This is a genomic window from Desulfitobacterium chlororespirans DSM 11544, assembly GCF_900143285.1.
GTDB classification, from domain to species: Bacteria; Bacillota; Desulfitobacteriia; order Desulfitobacteriales; family Desulfitobacteriaceae; genus Desulfitobacterium; species Desulfitobacterium chlororespirans.
Genome location: NZ_FRDN01000003.1, coordinates 463,755 through 478,373 on the forward strand (window position 1 = coordinate 463,755; position 14,619 = coordinate 478,373).

Here is a 14,619-nt window from a genome sequence, read left to right on the forward strand (position 1 = left end):
TAAAAATTCCCCATCAGAGTGTGATTACAATCACTTAATAGTGTTTCAGCAGAGGCTGGAAAACGACTCGGGTCGGATAACTGTCTTGTATCCGTACTGCTCAAACCTAAAACTCTGGACAACCTGCTTGTAAGACTTTCCGGGCTTTTTGGAAAAAAATAATAGAACGGGAACTCAAAAAGCCAGGCTTTCAATACAGCCTGGCTCTTCTCACAGAAACCAAAAACCCCCTAATCTTTCACTAGAATCTAGAGTCCCCACACACCGTCATATACTTCTTTAGCCTCCCTGGTCAGAGGAAAGACATCCCTTTTGTTAATGTGTTCCAGAGAAAATTTTCTGTTCAAAGCTGCAAAATGCTTTAGCCCAAAGCTAAGGCGATTTAGATAAGAATACACGCCAACGGCCCCTAAGGAAAATGTATCAGCCTTATCGCCATAAATCCCTCTTAATTCCGGAAGGTCCAGGAATATCTCCTCAATACTCGTCCCATACTTAGTATAGGCTTTTGGCACTACCCCGGATTTAATCAATTCCCCAATTTTTTGGGCGCTCATGGCAGCAGCCATTGCCCCCCGGCAGATGCCGGCGATGGAAATATAAGGCGCTCCGAGGGCAAGGGCTTTGTAAACCTGGTCCTCCATGACCAGCCCGCCGGTTATGGCCACCTTAGGAAGATCCAGCCCTTCGGCTTGCAGTTTTTGTAATATCCTGACCAGGATACTTTCCATGCATACGGTAGGCAGGCACCATTCATTCATCATTTTACAAGGACTATAACCGGAGCCGCCTCCTGCACCATCGAAAGTAACCATATCTACACCACAAGTCACTGCCAAGCGTAAAACACGTTCCAAATCCTCCGGATCAAAGCCGGCCATTTTGAAATAGACATTCTTCATACCCAAACTACGCAGATAGTCAATGCGTTCTACCAAATAGGATTCCTTCCACATGGGCAAACGACCGTAGGAATAGAAGGCTGGCGAAGCTTTTCGCTCATAAGCCTCTCGAACTGTCGGATCTGTAGGGTCCGGATGTACCAAAAAACCCTTTTCCTGATGTTTTAAAGCTTCTTCGATAGTCTTTATGCGCACCGCCGGTTGTGTTCCTTTGGCTGATTGACCAAACTTAAATTCAATCGCTTCCGCACCACATTCTTTGATAGCATACTCCGCAACACCCTGTTGGTCATCATCATAATTATTCTGCAAGATAATCTGGCCATATCCGTGGTAATATTGCTGAAACGCTCCCAAAAATTTCTTTAACTTGGGAGCATGAACTACTTTACCGTTTTCATAACGCAGCTGTGGATCCTTACTAACCGCACCTTCGCCGATAACTGTCAGCACGCCCGCCATTGCCGCCCCGCCATAGTAATCCTGCCAATTCAATTTGATCAGAGCAGGAAGCACCATCGGCAACTTCAGCTTTACCGGGTTTCTTTTGCCAATAGTTGTTTCTAAATTCACATGATATACATTGGCTTTATCCGCATCCTCCGGAGCTCCCATGGCCCCAAAAACCCGGCCATTAATATTAAAATGAGAATAGTCAAGAGGATAGTTCTTTTCCGAGGCGATTTGGTTATCTCCTGTTGTATTGGGATAGACAGCGTCCATTCCCAATACTGCCGACAGACCAATTTCACATGTACCTATACAATCCGCAGTACACATGGCACACATCCCGGAAAAGGAACAGAGATGTGATGGATCTCTCATTTTAGTTTGATTGAACACGGAGCTTAATACAGGACTAAAAGACATAATATTCTCCCTGCTTTCTTTGTTATATTATTATTTATGATGGTTAATCCGCTAAATTTTGGTTTTTATCAATAGCTAAACTGGAATTCTTCGGATTCCTTACACCGTGAGGAGCAACCTTGAGTTTTCTCTCAACCCATTTGATATAAATTTCACAAGAGAAGGGGAATTTCTAATTTCTTTATTTTTTAATCCGCTTTTAAAATATCATTGATAATATCTTCCATCTTTGGATACTAGCAAAAATTTATCACCGTAAGGTAACTTTGTCAAGCTAAAGTTCAATAATTTTATATAACTAACCTTACCTTTTAACCTATAGTTTGCGCAACCTATGGTTTACGCACGCCAAAGAGGACGACCGGCATCTGCCGGTCGCCCTCTTTGGTTATTTATGACTGTCTCACTGAGACAGCCCCTTTTTGTTATACCAGTTCAATAAGAACCATTTCCGCAGCGTCTCCGCGGCGAGGCCCGACCTTAATGATCCGGGTATATCCACCTTGGCGCTCAGCATACTTTGGAGCAATTTCTGTAAACAGTTTAGTGACCACATCTTCTTCCAACAGATAAGACAGTGCATTTCTGCGTGCAGCGAGATCCCCTTGCTTGCCGAGAGTAATCATCTTCTCAGCAATCGCGTTAACCTCTTTGGCACGGGCTTCTGTGGTTTGGATGCGCTCGTGTTTTAAAAGGGAGGTAGCCAGGTTGCGAAGCATGGAGCCTCTGTGACCTGTGTTTCTTCCCAATTTACGGTAAGCCAATGTTGTTCCCCTCCTTTTGCACCGAATTAGTCATCGGCTTTGCGGAACCCCAAGCCGAGCTCTTTTAACTTAGACTCCACTTCTTCCAAGGATTTACGACCGAGGTTGCGCACCTTGATCATATCCTCTTCCGTCTTCTGGGTCAGTTCTTCTACTGAGTTAATGCCGGCCCGTTTCAGACAATTGTATGAGCGGACTGAGAGGTCAAGATCTTCAATCGTCATCTCCAGGATTTTGTCTTTCGCTTCTTCTTCTTTCTCAACCATGATCTCAACATTGTTGAGCTTATCGGTGAGGCCGATAAAGAGACGCAAGTGCTCACTGAGAATTTTCGCAGCCAGGCTGGTCGCTTCTTCCGGTGTGATACTGCCGTTGGACCAGACCTCCAGGGTGAGCTTGTCATAGTCTGTGACCATGCCGACACGAGTATCTTCAACGGTATAATTGACCTTATAGATGGGTGCGAAAATGGAGTCGATGGGAATGATTCCGATGGCTTGGTCTGGCTTTTTGTTCTTATCAGCCGAAACATAGCCCCGTCCTCTTTCGGCAGTCATCTCCATGAAAAGACGACCATCCTTATCCAAAGTCGCGATCTTCAAGTCCGGATTGAGTATCTCAATATCGGCATCAGTGATGATGTCGCCGGCCTTGATGACTCCTTCTCCTTCGGCTTCCAGACGGAGAACTTTGGGTTCATCCGTATGTCCTTTTAATGCAAGGCTCTTCAGGTTGAGAATAATGTCTGTAACATCTTCCAAAACCCCTGGTACAGTAGAAAACTCGTGGAGTACCCCTTCGATCTTTACTGATGTGACTGCCGTCCCCGGAAGAGAGGAGAGAAGAATTCTTCTCAGGGAGTTACCTAAGGTAATCCCATATCCTCTTTCGAGAGGCTCAACGACAAATTTAGCGTAGGAATTATCGTCTGTACGTTCGACACATTCAATCTTGGGCTTCTCGATTTCTAACATCGGAATGCACCTTCTTTCTCGGGAACTTGATATCAACAAGCCATCCTAAGCTCATGATTAGGGTTAACGGGAGTATTTTTCAACGATGAGATGTTCTTGGATGGGCATTTGAATATCTTCTCGATCAGGTAGTGCGATGATTGTTCCGGTTGCAGCATTAGCATCCAAGCTCATCCATTTCGGTGGAGTCCGGTCCAAAGAGGACAGGATTTCCTTCAGGCGTGGTGAAGCTTTGCTGGCTTCTTTGACACCAACGATGTCCCCCACACGAACGAGGAAAGAAGGAATATCAACACGGCGGCCATTCACGGTAAAGTGACCATGACGCACCAGTTGGCGAGCTTCCGGACGGGATGTAGCAAATCCCAGTTGGAATACTACATTGTCAAGGCGACGCTCCAAGAGACGAAGCAGGTTTTCACCCACGATCCCTTTTTGGCGGTTGGCCTTATCATAGTAACTGCGGAATTGTTTTTCCTGAACGCCATAGATCCGACGGACTTTTTGTTTTTCACGCAACTGAATACCATATTCAGTTGGCTTCTTGCCACGGCTTTGGCCGTGCTGACCAGGGGCATAGGCACGACGATCGATCGCGCATTTGCCTGTATAACAACGATCTCCCTTAAGGAAAAGCTTCATACCTTCCCGGCGGCATAAACGACAAACAGGGCCTGTATATCTTGCCATGATGACACCTCCTTATACCCTTCTACGTTTCGGAGGCCGACAACCATTATGCGGAATCGGCGTCACGTCTTTAATCATATTAACTTCCAAGCCGGCAGCTTGAAGAGCACGGATAGCAGCCTCACGGCCGGCACCCGGTCCCTTAACAAAGCATTCAACTTCTTTCAGTCCATGTTCCATGGCCGCTTTGGCAGCCGTTTCGGCAGCCATTTGGGCAGCATAAGGAGTGCTCTTACGAGATCCTTTGAAGCCGAGGGCTCCCGCACTGGACCAAGAGATCACATTGCCTTTTGTATCGGTAATGGTGACCATACTATTGTTAAATGTGGACTTAATATGGGCAACGCCAGTAGCGATGTTTTTACGCTCACGGCGTTTTGTGCGTACAACTTTACGCGCCATCTCGGTAATCCCCCCTTAATTACTTTTTACGTTTTGCGCCAACAGTCTTGATCGGACCTTTACGGGTACGAGCATTCGTCTTGGTACGTTGACCCCGTACAGGAAGCCCACGACGATGACGTAATCCACGGTAGCAGCCGATTTCCATCAAGCGCTTAATATTAAGGGATACTTCCCGACGCAAGTCACCTTCAACTTTAATTTCTTTATCGATAACTTCCCGGAGGCGGTTCACTTCCTCTTCGGATAAGTCACGAATACGGGTTTCCGGGTTGACGCCGGTTCTGGCGAGGATCTTTTGTGCGGTGGGAAGCCCAATACCATAGATATAGGTCAGGCCCACTTCAACACGTTTTTCCCGCGGTAAATCTACTCCAGCGATACGTGCCATCTAAACTTTACACCCCCATAAGCTGTTACACCATTGGGACAGACATCCCATGGCTGTTACATTCATTCCAATAAACAAACCATCCGCAACAAACTCTAGTTATGCAAGGTGACAGCTCCCGCTACATTGGATCTAGCTCTAGAACCAATCAGCCGCGCAACGGTGGGCTTAATGTCTTATCCTTGCCTTTGTTTGTGTTTCGGGTTTTCACATATCACCATGACTTTGCCATGGCGCTTAATGACCTTGCATTTTTCACAGATTTTTTTCACAGAAGGCCTTACTTTCACCGTAATCCCCTCCCTTTGGTCCTTACTTAAACCGATACACGATCCGCCCGCGAGATAAGTCATAGGGAGAAAGCTCCACAGTGACCCGGTCTCCCGGCAGAATACGTATAAAATTCATGCGAATCTTCCCGGATACATGTGCCAATACCTTATGCCCATTGGATAATTCCACTAAAAACATGGCATTGGGCAGTGGTTCCAGGACTTTTCCTTCAACTTCAATAACGTCTTCTTTTGACATGTTCAGCCCTCCTCCGGCACTCTATCGGGTGTACTTAACTCCGAGTTAATATCTCAGGGCCATTTTCTGTAATGGCTACTGTGTGTTCGAAATGGGCAGATGCTTTACCATCCTTCGTCACGACAGTCCAATGGTCACTCAGTACTTTGACTTCATAAGTTCCTAAGTTAACCATGGGTTCGATAGCCAAAACCATCCCGATTTCGAGTCGTGGCCCTCGGCCTGGCTTACCGTAGTTAGGGATCTGCGGATCCTCATGCATTGCCCGACCAATTCCATGGCCGACATAGTCTCGTACAACAGATAGGCCATGGGCCTCTACATGGGTTTGTACGGCGTGGGATATATCCTGAAGGCGGTTGCCTTTAATGGCTTGGGGTATACCCTTCATTAAAGATTCTTCCGTAACCCGCAGCAGCAGCTGCAGCTCTTCGGAAATTTCGCCTACAGGTAAGGTAATTGCTGCATCTCCCACATAGCCATCAAAGATCGCACCACAGTCAATACTGATAATATCTCCAGATTTCAGGGTCCTTAAACCGGGGAAACCATGAACCACTTGTTCATTGACGGAAGTGCAGAGAGAGGAGGGAAATCCGTTGTACCCTTTGAAGGCAGGAACAGCACCGCATTTACGGATATAGTCCTCAGCGATTCGATCCAACTCCCCCGTGGTGATTCCCGGCCTAACGTTTTCACGCATCAGCTGGAGAGTGTCAGCCACAATCTTCCCCGCTTTGCGCATCACGGCAATCTGAGAAGGATTTTTCAACTCAATCATGCTTATGCTCCATAGCGTCCACAATATCCTGCAACACCTGGGCAATATCCTGGTCCCCGTTGATCTCCTTCAGCAGGCCCTTTTCCCGATAGTAATCGATAAGGGGCTGAGTTTGATCATTATAGACCTGCAACCGGTTCTTGGCGGTTTCCAAAGTGTCATCGCTGCGTTGATAAAGCTCTCCACCGCATTTATCGCAAACCGCTTCTGCTGCGGGTGGATTGAAAACCATATGGTAGGTCCCTCCACACTGCCGGCAAATCCGGCGGCCTGTCAGGCGCTCAAGGAGTTTTGCTTCAGGAACTTCGATATTGATCACGCCGTCAAGATTCATCTTGAGCTGAGTGAGAATCTTGTCTAAAGCGTCCGCCTGAGCGACTGTCCGTGGAAAACCATCCAACAAGAATCCTTTGCTGCAATCGGGTTCTGCCAATCGCTCAGCAACGATCCCGATGGTTACCTCGTCAGGGACGAGAGAACCGGCATCCATATATTCCTTAGCTTTCATTCCCAGGGCAGTTCCTGCTTTAATCGCAGCCCGGAACATATCCCCGGTAGAAATATGAGGGATGTGATACCGTGTAATTAAATCGGCAGCTTGTGTTCCTTTGCCTGCCCCAGGGGGCCCCATGAGGATTGCTCTCATCAGGTAGTCCTCCTTACTTCATGAACCCTTGGTAGTGCCGCTGCATCAGCATGGACTCCAACTGTTTCATGGTTTCCAGCGCAACGCTCACTACAATCAGCAATGAGGTTCCGCCCAGAGTGATGTTGGGAATTCCAGTCAGCCCGATGACTAAACTCGGAAGAACCGCAATCATGGCGAGGAAGGTTCCCCCGGCTAAAGTAAGCCGGCTTAAAATTTTGGAAAGATAGTCAGAGGTAGCACGGCCTGGACGAAGTCCAGGAATGAACCCGCCATACTTCTTCAGGTTATCTGCCACATCCACCGGATTAAAGCTGACGGCTGTGTAGAAGTAAGTGAAGAAGATGATCAGCATCGCATACACGATCAGGTAAGGGATCGAAGTCAGCGAGCCGTTCATGACAAACCACGTGTTAACAAATCGTACATAGGCGGAGGCTGGGTCCATCCAGGTGGCGATAGTGCTCGGGAAAGCGAGCAAGCTAATCGCAAAAATGATGGGAATAACCCCGGCTTGGTTGACTTTCATAGGGATATGGGAGGATTGACCTCCATAAACGCGGCGCCCAACCACACGCTTAGCGTACTGAACCTGGACTCTGCGTTGACCTTCCTGAATAAAGACAACTCCGGCAATGATGCCCAGACCAATCACGATAAGTCCAAGTACGGAGAAAACATGGATCTCTCCAACACTGAGGAGTCCGGCGATACGTTTAATCGCATCCGGTACTCCGGCCACGATCCCGGCGAAGATGATCAACGAGATCCCGTTACCGATCCCACTCTCAGTGATTCGTTCTCCCAGCCACATCAGGAACGCTGTTCCGGCGGTGAGGATCAAAGCCACTAAGAGATAGATAGCCCATTCCATGCCCGGCTTGGGAATGATGAGGGCACCACGCAATCCAAAGGTCATACCAAAACCTTGGATGAAGCCAAGGATGACGGTTCCATAACGGGTATACTGGGTGATTTTCTTCCGTCCGAATTCCCCTTCTTTAGCAAGACGCTCCAGGGAGGGGATGACGATGGTCAAAAGCTGAAGAATAATCGATGCCGTAATATAAGGGGTGATACTCAGCGCAAAGACCGAGAATCTCCTAAAGGATCCACCGGAGAAGGTATCTAAGAAATCATACAAAGTTCCCGATCCCAGGATATTCGACAAAATGTCATGGTTGATGAAGGGAATCGGGATATGAGCACCGATACGGAAAATAAGAAACATGAGTAAGGTGAATCCGATTTTTGTCCTGATTTCTGGCAATTTCCAGGCATTTTTCAGGGAATCGACAATCATCTTATTCCACCTCGACTTTTCCACCGGCAGCTACAATCTTCTCTGCCGCGGTTTGGCTGACTTTGTCCACCTGGACTGTCAAAGCTTTGGTCAGTTCTCCTGTTCCCAGTATCTTTACGCCATCTTTAATCGTTTTGATGAGGCCTACTTCAAAGAGGCTCTCATAACCGACTACCGCGCCATTTTCAAAGCGTTCTTCCAAATCACGGACATTCAAGACAACATATTCTTTCTTGAAGATGTTCGTAAAACCGCGTTTGGGCATCCGGCGGGAAAGAGGCTGTTGGCCGCCTTCGAAGCCGGGACGTACGCCGCCGCCGGCACGGGCTTTTTGACCCTTATGGCCTTTACCGGAAGTTTTTCCGGTTCCGGAGCCAATTCCACGGCCTAAACGCTTAGGAGCTTTCGTTGAACCTTGTGCAGGCTTAAGTTCATGCAATTTCATGCTCGTCAACACCTCCTTTTATTCTGCGACGTTTGCCACCGCAACCAAGTGCGCGCATTTGCGAATCATCCCTTGGATACTGGGGGTATCGTCATGAACTACACTGGAGCCCATTTTTCCTAAGCCAAGAGACTTAAGGACTTTGCGTTGGTTTTCTGAATACCCGATGGGGCTTTTTACGAGTGTTACTTTAATTTTCACTGCCAACCCTCCTAACCCAGAATTTCTTCTACGGTTTTACCGCGGAGTTTAGCAACGTCTTCCGCCCGTTTCAAAGATTTTAAGGCAGCCATCGTAGCATTCACCATGTTGTGAGGATTCGCCGATCCCAAGGATTTGGTGAGAATATCGGATACACCGGCAGCTTCAAGAACGGCACGGACTGCTCCGCCGGCGATAACTCCAGTACCTTTTGTTGCAGGCTTGAGCAAAACGCTTCCCGCTCCGTAGTTTCCTAAGATTGCATGGGGAATGGTCGTGCCGATCAAGGGTACCGATACCATATTCTTTTTAGCATCTTCCATGCCTTTGCGAATGGCTTCAGGTACCTCTCCGGCTTTACCGAGTCCAGCTCCCACATTGCCTTGGCCGTCTCCGACGACGACCAGGGCGCTGAAGCTGAAGCGGCGTCCCCCTTTGACAACTTTTGCCACGCGGGCAATATGAACGACTTTTTCAGTCAACTCTAACTTACTCGCATCGATTTTCGCCAATGATTTTCCCTCCTTTACCGTGTCTTAGAACTCCAGACCGGCTTCACGAGCTGCTTCTGCAACAGCCGCGATCCGTCCGTGGTAAATGTTTCCGCCACGATCGAAAACCACTTTGGAAACACCCTTTTCCAGTGCTCGTTTGGCAACCAGTTCGCCGACTTTTTTGGCGCCTTCAACATTGCCTCCGGCCAGCTCGGCAGCTTTAAACTCGGAGTCTAAAGATGAAGCGGTTGCTAAAGTCACGCCAAGCTCATCATTAATCACTTGGGCATAAATATGATTGAGACTCCGGAATACAGCCAAACGGGGACGTTCTGCTGTGCCGAAAACGCCCTTCCGGACTCGCTTATGCTTCTTCATGCGAATTGCTTTGCGGTCAATTTGCGTGATCAAAGGAAACTCACTCCTTTCATTTATGCAAGAGTTTTTGCCCTTGCCTTACGTCTTACTTTTTACCGCCTTTTTTAGCACCGGTCTTACCGGCTTTACGACGGACGACTTCGTTTTCATACTTGATTCCTTTGCCTTTGTAAGGCTCAGGTGGACGTTCCTTGCGAATCTCGGCGGCAAAATCACCGACCAGTTCTTTGTCCATGCCTTTAACAATGATTTTGTTCTGGGCAGGGACTTCCACTTCGATTCCCTCGAAGGGAATCAATTCCACGGGATGGGATTTACCGACTGAGAGAACGAGCTTGTTCCCCTGCTTCGCAGCACGGTATCCTACCCCTACCATATCCAGGCTCTTGCTGAAACCCTTCGTAACACCTTCAACCATGTTGGCAACCAGTGTACGGGTTAAACCATGCAAGGAGCGGCTGAGAGGTTGATCGTCAGGACGAGTCACGACGATTTGTTGTTCTTCCACGGCAATGTTGATCAGTGAATGCATTTCTTTCGTTAAAGTTCCCTTAGGTCCTTTAACAGTCACAACATTGCCCTCTATGTTGACGTCGACGCCACCAGGGATACTAATGGGCCGCTTGCCAATTCTGGACATTCTCTGCACCTCCGTAGTGTGTGATTACCAAATGTAGCAGAGCACTTCTCCGCCAAGACCTTCTTGACGAGCCCGCTTGTCGGTCATAAGGCCTTTGGATGTGGAAAGTATCGCCACGCCCAGGCCGCCGAGAACCTTCGGTACTTCATCTTTTTTCGCATAGACGCGCAGTCCGGGACGGCTGATCCGCTTCAGTCCGGTAATGACACGCTCACGATTTTGGCCGTATTTCAGATAACAACGGATCACTCCTTGTTTGTTATCGGAAATATATTCAACATCTTTGATGAAACCCTCTTCTTTAAGGATTTCAGCAATCGCTTTCTTGACATTGGAAGCAGGTACTTCAACTTTATCATGATAAACCATGCCTGCATTACGAATGCGGGTCAAGAAATCTGCAATTGGATCTGACATTGCCACTTGAGTCTTCCCCCTTCCTTACGCCTTACCAACTGGCCTTCTTCACGCCAGGAAGCTCGCCTTTGTAAGCTAACTCCCTGAAGCAAATCCTGCATATTCCGAACTTGCGGATATACGCATGGGGACGGCCGCAGAGTTTGCAACGGTTATGGTGACGAACTGCATATTTCGGTTGACGTGCATTGCGCACGATCATAGACTTTTTAGCCACGCTCTAGGACCCTCCTTTTTCTACTTGCGGAACGGCATTCCCAGCATTCCGAGTAATTCACGAGCTTCCTCATCGGTTTTCGCCGTTGTAACGAAAATAATATCCATACCACGGACCTTATCGATCTTATCGTATTCGATTTCCGGGAAGATGAGTTGCTCTTTAATACCGAGCGTATAGTTACCACGTCCGTCAAATGCCTTATCGGATACACCGTGGAAGTCACGAACACGAGGTAATGCTACGTTCATTAAACGATCAACGAACTCATACATGCGGTCGCCCCGCAAGGTCACTTTCGTGCCGATGGGCATTCCCGTACGGAGTTTGAAAGCGGCGATGGATTTCTTCGCCCGGGTTACGACAGGTTTTTGTCCGGTGATTTTGCTCAGATCGCCGACGGCAGCGTCGATAGCTTTTGAGTTTTGGATGGCTTCCCCAACGCCCACATTGATAACCACTTTTTCGAGCTTGGGAATTTGCATCACATTTTTATAGTTGAACTTCTGCTGTAATGCAGGAGCTATTTCATTGCTGAACTTATCTTTTAGACGAGCCAACTAAGGTCCCTCCCTTCTCGATTATTTTTTGTCGGGCAGGTTCACACCGCATTTTTTGCAAACACGGACTTTTCCAGCCTCAGTTTCCTTCACGCTGACCCGGGTCACTTTGTTGCACTCGGTGCAATACAGCATGACATTTGAGCTGGCGATAGGTGCTTCTTTCTCAAAGATCCCACCTTGGGGCATGCTTTGACTGGGTTTGGTGTGACGCTTGACAATGTTGACTTTCTCAATAACCACACGACCCTTTTTCGGGAACACTTCCAGGACTTTGCCTTTCTTGCCGGCATCTTTGCCTGTAATGACCATAACCATATCGCCTTTTTTGACGTGCATCTTTTGCTTTACAGCAGCCACTTCATTCACCTCCACTGGTATGGGGTCTTAGATTACTTCCGGTGCGAGAGAGATGATTTTCATAAAATCCTTATCACGCAATTCCCGGGCAACGGGTCCGAAAATACGAGTTCCCCGCGGGCTTCTATCATCTTTAATTACAACGGCAGCATTTTCGCTGAAACGGATATAAGTGCCGTCTTTACGTTTAATTTCTTTCTTGGTGCGAACAACAACCGCTTTGACGACATCTCCCTTTTTGACAACGCCGCCAGGTGTTGCTTCTTTAACAGAAGCGACGATTATATCTCCAATCGATGCATAGCGGCGCATTGAACCGCCAAGCACCTTGATGCACATCAGTTCTTTAGCTCCAGAATTGTCTCCGACTCTGAGGCGAGTTTGAACTTGGATCATCTGTTGACCCTCCTTCCGCATTAAAAGTTCAGTCTTAGAGAGCCACAGCTCTTTCTGTGATCTCTATGAGGCGCCAGCGTTTGTCCTTGCTGAGAGGACGAGTCTCCATGATGACAACGGTATCGCCGGTCTTGGCTTCGTTGTTTTCATCATGAGCCTTAAATTTCTTGGTTTGAGTAATGGTTCTATGGTAAAGGGGATGGCGGACTTTCATCTCGACGGCAACAACGACCGTTTTATCCATCTTGTCGCTTACGACTTTGCCCATTCTGACTTTGCGTTGGGTTCTTTCCATGTTAAAAAGTCTCCTTTCCAACCTTAAGCACGGTTAATTTTTAGTTCGCGCTCACGGAGAATGGTCTTGCCACGGGCAATCCCTTTCCTGACTTCCCGGATTCTGGCAGGATTGTCCAGTTGTCCGGTGGCCAGTTGGAAACGCAAATTGAACAATTCCGTTTTGTATCCATCAATCTCCTTGAGGAGCTCTTCATCGGTCATATCACGGAAATCTTTAGTTTTCATTTGCGTCACCTCCTTCTAATTCCTCGCGGCGTACAATCTTACACTTAACCGGAAGTTTATGCATAGCAAGGCGAAGCGCTTCTTTAGCAATCTCTTCAGGCACGCCAGCCAATTCAAACATCACACGACCGGGTTTGACGACGGCTACCCAATACTCCGGGGAACCTTTACCACTACCCATACGGGTTTCAGCCGGTTTCGCCGTAATCGGCTTATCCGGGAAAATCTTAATCCAAACTTTACCGCCCCGTTTGATGTAACGAGTCATCGCAATACGGGCTGCTTCAATTTGGCGATTGGTAATCCATGCTGGCTCCAAAGCCACTAATCCATACTCGCCGAAGGTAATCGTGTTACCGCGAGTTGCTTTTCCGTGCATCCGGCCACGATGTTGTTTCCGGTGCTTTACTCTGGTTGGGACTAGCATTTATTTTCCTCCTTCCACCTGAGCGACCTTCTTGGCGGGAAGAACCTCTCCTTTATATATCCAGACTTTTACGCCAATCTTTCCATAGGTGGTATTTGCTTCAGCAAATCCATAATCAATGTCGGCACGGAGGGTATGAAGGGGAACTTTCCCTTCGCTGTACCACTCGGTCCGCGCAATTTCCGCACCGCCCAAACGGCCGCTGCAGGAGATCTTAATACCTTGACCGCCTTGACGCATGGTGCGTTGAACGGTTTGTTTCATAGCCCGGCGGAAAGATACACGTTTCTCCAATTGTTGAGCAATGCTCTCGGCAACCAGCTGTGCGTCAAACTCCGGTTTTTTAATTTCCACGATGTTGACGGCCACTTGTTTACCTGTCATAGCTTCTAATTGTTTGCGGAGATTTTCTACCTCGGTACCACCGCGGCCGATCACGATTCCCGGCTTAGCCGCATGAATCGAAACCTTAACCCGATTCGCTGCCCGTTCAATCTCAACCTTAGGAACACCTGCTTGATGTAATTTCTTCTTCACAAATTTGCGAACCTTCAAATCTTCATGAAGGAGTTCCAGGTAGTTTTTATCTGCAAACCAGCGGCCTTCCCAGTCACGGATAATTCCGACCCGGAGGCCTTTCGGATTTACTTTTTGACCCACGTTTTAACCCTCCTTCTTTTCAACCACAACCACGGTGATGTGACTGGTCCGTTTCCGGATCTGATCCGCACGTCCCATGGCTCGAGGTTTAATGCGCTTCAAAGTCGGTCCTTCATCCACGTAGATTTCTTTAACAATCAAAGCGTCTGTATCCATCTCGTAGTTGTGTTCTGCATTGGCTACTGCCGATTGAAGAACTTTGGTTACAGGCTCTGTAGCCCCTTTAGGGGTGAATTGAAGAATCGCGAGAGCGTCACTGACATTCTTGCCGCGAATGAGATCGACGACTTGGCGCACCTTACGAGGAGAGATCCGCACGTATCTTGCAATTGCTTTTGCTTGTTGCATTTCTTTTACTCCTCCTTTTAGCGCAGGCCGCTGGACTTTTCACTGCCAGCATGCCCTTTGTAGGTGCGTGTAGGAGCAAACTCACCGAGTTTGTGTCCTACCATATCTTCGGTAATATAGATGGGAATGTGTTTCCGGCCCTCATGAACCGCAATGGTGTGTCCCACCATTTGCGGGAATATTGTTGAACTTCTGGACCAAGTCTTCAGGACGCGCTTCTCATTGGCGGCATTCATTTTTTCCACACGTGCGAGCAAGCGTCCTTCTACATAAGGCCCTTTTTTCAGAGATCGACTCATT

Annotated in this window: 27 protein-coding genes; all 27 read right to left on the reverse strand. The window is 48.0% G+C overall.

Annotated elements, in window-relative coordinates:
* Positions 1 to 248 precede the first annotated feature (248 nt).
* Positions 249 to 1,682 (reverse strand): glutamate synthase-related protein, encoded by a 1,434-nt coding sequence (locus tag BUA14_RS01995; RefSeq protein ID WP_207649521.1) that lies wholly within the window; start codon positions 1,680 to 1,682, stop codon positions 249 to 251.
* 515 nt (positions 1,683 to 2,197) lie between these two features.
* A complete protein-coding gene (gene rplQ, locus BUA14_RS02000) occupies positions 2,198 to 2,536 on the reverse strand; it encodes a 50S ribosomal protein L17 (protein WP_072771043.1) in 339 nt (112 codons plus the stop codon).
* A 26-nt stretch (positions 2,537 to 2,562) separates the two neighbouring features.
* Complete coding sequence (locus tag BUA14_RS02005) at positions 2,563 to 3,510, reverse strand: DNA-directed RNA polymerase subunit alpha (protein ID WP_005810110.1); 948 nt, start codon at positions 3,508 to 3,510, stop codon at positions 2,563 to 2,565.
* A 63-nt stretch (positions 3,511 to 3,573) separates the two neighbouring features.
* On the reverse strand, positions 3,574 to 4,200 hold the full coding sequence (gene rpsD, locus BUA14_RS02010) for a 30S ribosomal protein S4 (protein ID WP_072771044.1): 627 nt from the start codon (positions 4,198 to 4,200) through the stop codon (positions 3,574 to 3,576).
* 12 nt (positions 4,201 to 4,212) lie between these two features.
* Complete coding sequence (rpsK, locus tag BUA14_RS02015) at positions 4,213 to 4,602, reverse strand: 30S ribosomal protein S11 (RefSeq protein ID WP_072771045.1); 390 nt, start codon at positions 4,600 to 4,602, stop codon at positions 4,213 to 4,215.
* A gap of 19 nt (positions 4,603 to 4,621) precedes the next feature.
* Positions 4,622 to 4,993 carry a 30S ribosomal protein S13 gene (gene rpsM / locus BUA14_RS02020; protein ID WP_005810116.1) on the reverse strand — a complete coding sequence of 124 codons (372 nt, stop codon included), beginning with the start codon at positions 4,991 to 4,993 and terminating at the stop codon, positions 4,622 to 4,624.
* A 176-nt stretch (positions 4,994 to 5,169) separates the two neighbouring features.
* Positions 5,170 to 5,283: a 50S ribosomal protein L36 gene (gene rpmJ / locus BUA14_RS02025; protein WP_005810119.1), complete on the reverse strand. Its 114-nt coding sequence runs from the start codon at positions 5,281 to 5,283 to the stop codon at positions 5,170 to 5,172.
* A gap of 22 nt (positions 5,284 to 5,305) precedes the next feature.
* A complete protein-coding gene (gene infA / locus BUA14_RS02030) occupies positions 5,306 to 5,524 on the reverse strand; it encodes a translation initiation factor IF-1 (RefSeq protein ID WP_005810121.1) in 219 nt (72 codons plus the stop codon).
* Between the two features lie 34 nt (positions 5,525 to 5,558).
* The gene (map, locus tag BUA14_RS02035; RefSeq protein ID WP_072771046.1) at positions 5,559 to 6,305 is read right to left on the reverse strand and encodes a type I methionyl aminopeptidase; all 747 of its coding nucleotides are present in this window, start codon (positions 6,303 to 6,305) and stop codon (positions 5,559 to 5,561) included.
* Complete coding sequence (locus BUA14_RS02040; protein ID WP_072771047.1) at positions 6,298 to 6,951, reverse strand: adenylate kinase; 654 nt, start codon at positions 6,949 to 6,951, stop codon at positions 6,298 to 6,300. The genes map and BUA14_RS02040 overlap by 8 nt, the downstream gene beginning before the upstream one ends.
* Before the next feature lie 13 nt (positions 6,952 to 6,964).
* Positions 6,965 to 8,254 carry a preprotein translocase subunit SecY gene (secY, locus tag BUA14_RS02045; protein ID WP_072771048.1) on the reverse strand — a complete coding sequence of 430 codons (1,290 nt, stop codon included), beginning with the start codon at positions 8,252 to 8,254 and terminating at the stop codon, positions 6,965 to 6,967.
* A gap of 1 nt (position 8,255) precedes the next feature.
* Positions 8,256 to 8,699: a 50S ribosomal protein L15 gene (rplO, locus tag BUA14_RS02050; RefSeq protein ID WP_015942765.1), complete on the reverse strand. Its 444-nt coding sequence runs from the start codon at positions 8,697 to 8,699 to the stop codon at positions 8,256 to 8,258.
* Positions 8,700 to 8,717: 18 nt separating this feature from the next.
* The gene (gene rpmD / locus BUA14_RS02055) at positions 8,718 to 8,900 is read right to left on the reverse strand and encodes a 50S ribosomal protein L30 (RefSeq protein ID WP_072771049.1); all 183 of its coding nucleotides are present in this window, start codon (positions 8,898 to 8,900) and stop codon (positions 8,718 to 8,720) included.
* An 11-nt stretch (positions 8,901 to 8,911) separates the two neighbouring features.
* Complete coding sequence (gene rpsE / locus BUA14_RS02060) at positions 8,912 to 9,412, reverse strand: 30S ribosomal protein S5 (protein WP_005810132.1); 501 nt, start codon at positions 9,410 to 9,412, stop codon at positions 8,912 to 8,914.
* A 24-nt stretch (positions 9,413 to 9,436) separates the two neighbouring features.
* On the reverse strand, positions 9,437 to 9,805 hold the full coding sequence (rplR, locus tag BUA14_RS02065) for a 50S ribosomal protein L18 (RefSeq protein WP_072771050.1): 369 nt from the start codon (positions 9,803 to 9,805) through the stop codon (positions 9,437 to 9,439).
* Positions 9,806 to 9,857: 52 nt separating this feature from the next.
* Complete coding sequence (gene rplF, locus BUA14_RS02070) at positions 9,858 to 10,412, reverse strand: 50S ribosomal protein L6 (RefSeq protein WP_005810135.1); 555 nt, start codon at positions 10,410 to 10,412, stop codon at positions 9,858 to 9,860.
* Between the two features lie 24 nt (positions 10,413 to 10,436).
* On the reverse strand, positions 10,437 to 10,835 hold the full coding sequence (gene rpsH, locus BUA14_RS02075; protein WP_011459105.1) for a 30S ribosomal protein S8: 399 nt from the start codon (positions 10,833 to 10,835) through the stop codon (positions 10,437 to 10,439).
* Positions 10,836 to 10,860: 25 nt separating this feature from the next.
* Positions 10,861 to 11,046 (reverse strand): type Z 30S ribosomal protein S14, encoded by a 186-nt coding sequence (locus BUA14_RS02080; RefSeq protein ID WP_011459104.1) that lies wholly within the window; start codon positions 11,044 to 11,046, stop codon positions 10,861 to 10,863.
* 20 nt (positions 11,047 to 11,066) lie between these two features.
* Entirely contained in the window at positions 11,067 to 11,606 is a 540-nt protein-coding gene (rplE, locus tag BUA14_RS02085) for a 50S ribosomal protein L5 (RefSeq protein WP_011459103.1), read from the reverse strand.
* 21 nt (positions 11,607 to 11,627) lie between these two features.
* On the reverse strand, positions 11,628 to 11,966 hold the full coding sequence (gene rplX / locus BUA14_RS02090) for a 50S ribosomal protein L24 (protein WP_011459102.1): 339 nt from the start codon (positions 11,964 to 11,966) through the stop codon (positions 11,628 to 11,630).
* A gap of 27 nt (positions 11,967 to 11,993) precedes the next feature.
* On the reverse strand, positions 11,994 to 12,362 hold the full coding sequence (rplN, locus tag BUA14_RS02095) for a 50S ribosomal protein L14 (RefSeq protein ID WP_011459101.1): 369 nt from the start codon (positions 12,360 to 12,362) through the stop codon (positions 11,994 to 11,996).
* 34 nt (positions 12,363 to 12,396) lie between these two features.
* Entirely contained in the window at positions 12,397 to 12,657 is a 261-nt protein-coding gene (rpsQ, locus tag BUA14_RS02100) for a 30S ribosomal protein S17 (RefSeq protein ID WP_011459100.1), read from the reverse strand.
* A gap of 23 nt (positions 12,658 to 12,680) precedes the next feature.
* Positions 12,681 to 12,884 carry a 50S ribosomal protein L29 gene (gene rpmC / locus BUA14_RS02105; RefSeq protein ID WP_072771051.1) on the reverse strand — a complete coding sequence of 68 codons (204 nt, stop codon included), beginning with the start codon at positions 12,882 to 12,884 and terminating at the stop codon, positions 12,681 to 12,683.
* Positions 12,874 to 13,311: a 50S ribosomal protein L16 gene (gene rplP, locus BUA14_RS02110; RefSeq protein ID WP_005810150.1), complete on the reverse strand. Its 438-nt coding sequence runs from the start codon at positions 13,309 to 13,311 to the stop codon at positions 12,874 to 12,876. Before rplP ends, rpmC begins: the two co-directional genes overlap by 11 nt.
* Positions 13,312 to 13,971 carry a 30S ribosomal protein S3 gene (gene rpsC / locus BUA14_RS02115; RefSeq protein WP_072771052.1) on the reverse strand — a complete coding sequence of 220 codons (660 nt, stop codon included), beginning with the start codon at positions 13,969 to 13,971 and terminating at the stop codon, positions 13,312 to 13,314.
* A 3-nt stretch (positions 13,972 to 13,974) separates the two neighbouring features.
* Positions 13,975 to 14,319: a 50S ribosomal protein L22 gene (gene rplV, locus BUA14_RS02120; RefSeq protein WP_005810154.1), complete on the reverse strand. Its 345-nt coding sequence runs from the start codon at positions 14,317 to 14,319 to the stop codon at positions 13,975 to 13,977.
* 17 nt (positions 14,320 to 14,336) lie between these two features.
* Positions 14,337 to 14,618, reverse strand: a complete 282-nt coding sequence (gene rpsS / locus BUA14_RS02125) for a 30S ribosomal protein S19 (RefSeq protein ID WP_005810155.1) — start codon at positions 14,616 to 14,618, stop codon at positions 14,337 to 14,339.
* Position 14,619 lies beyond the last annotated feature (1 nt).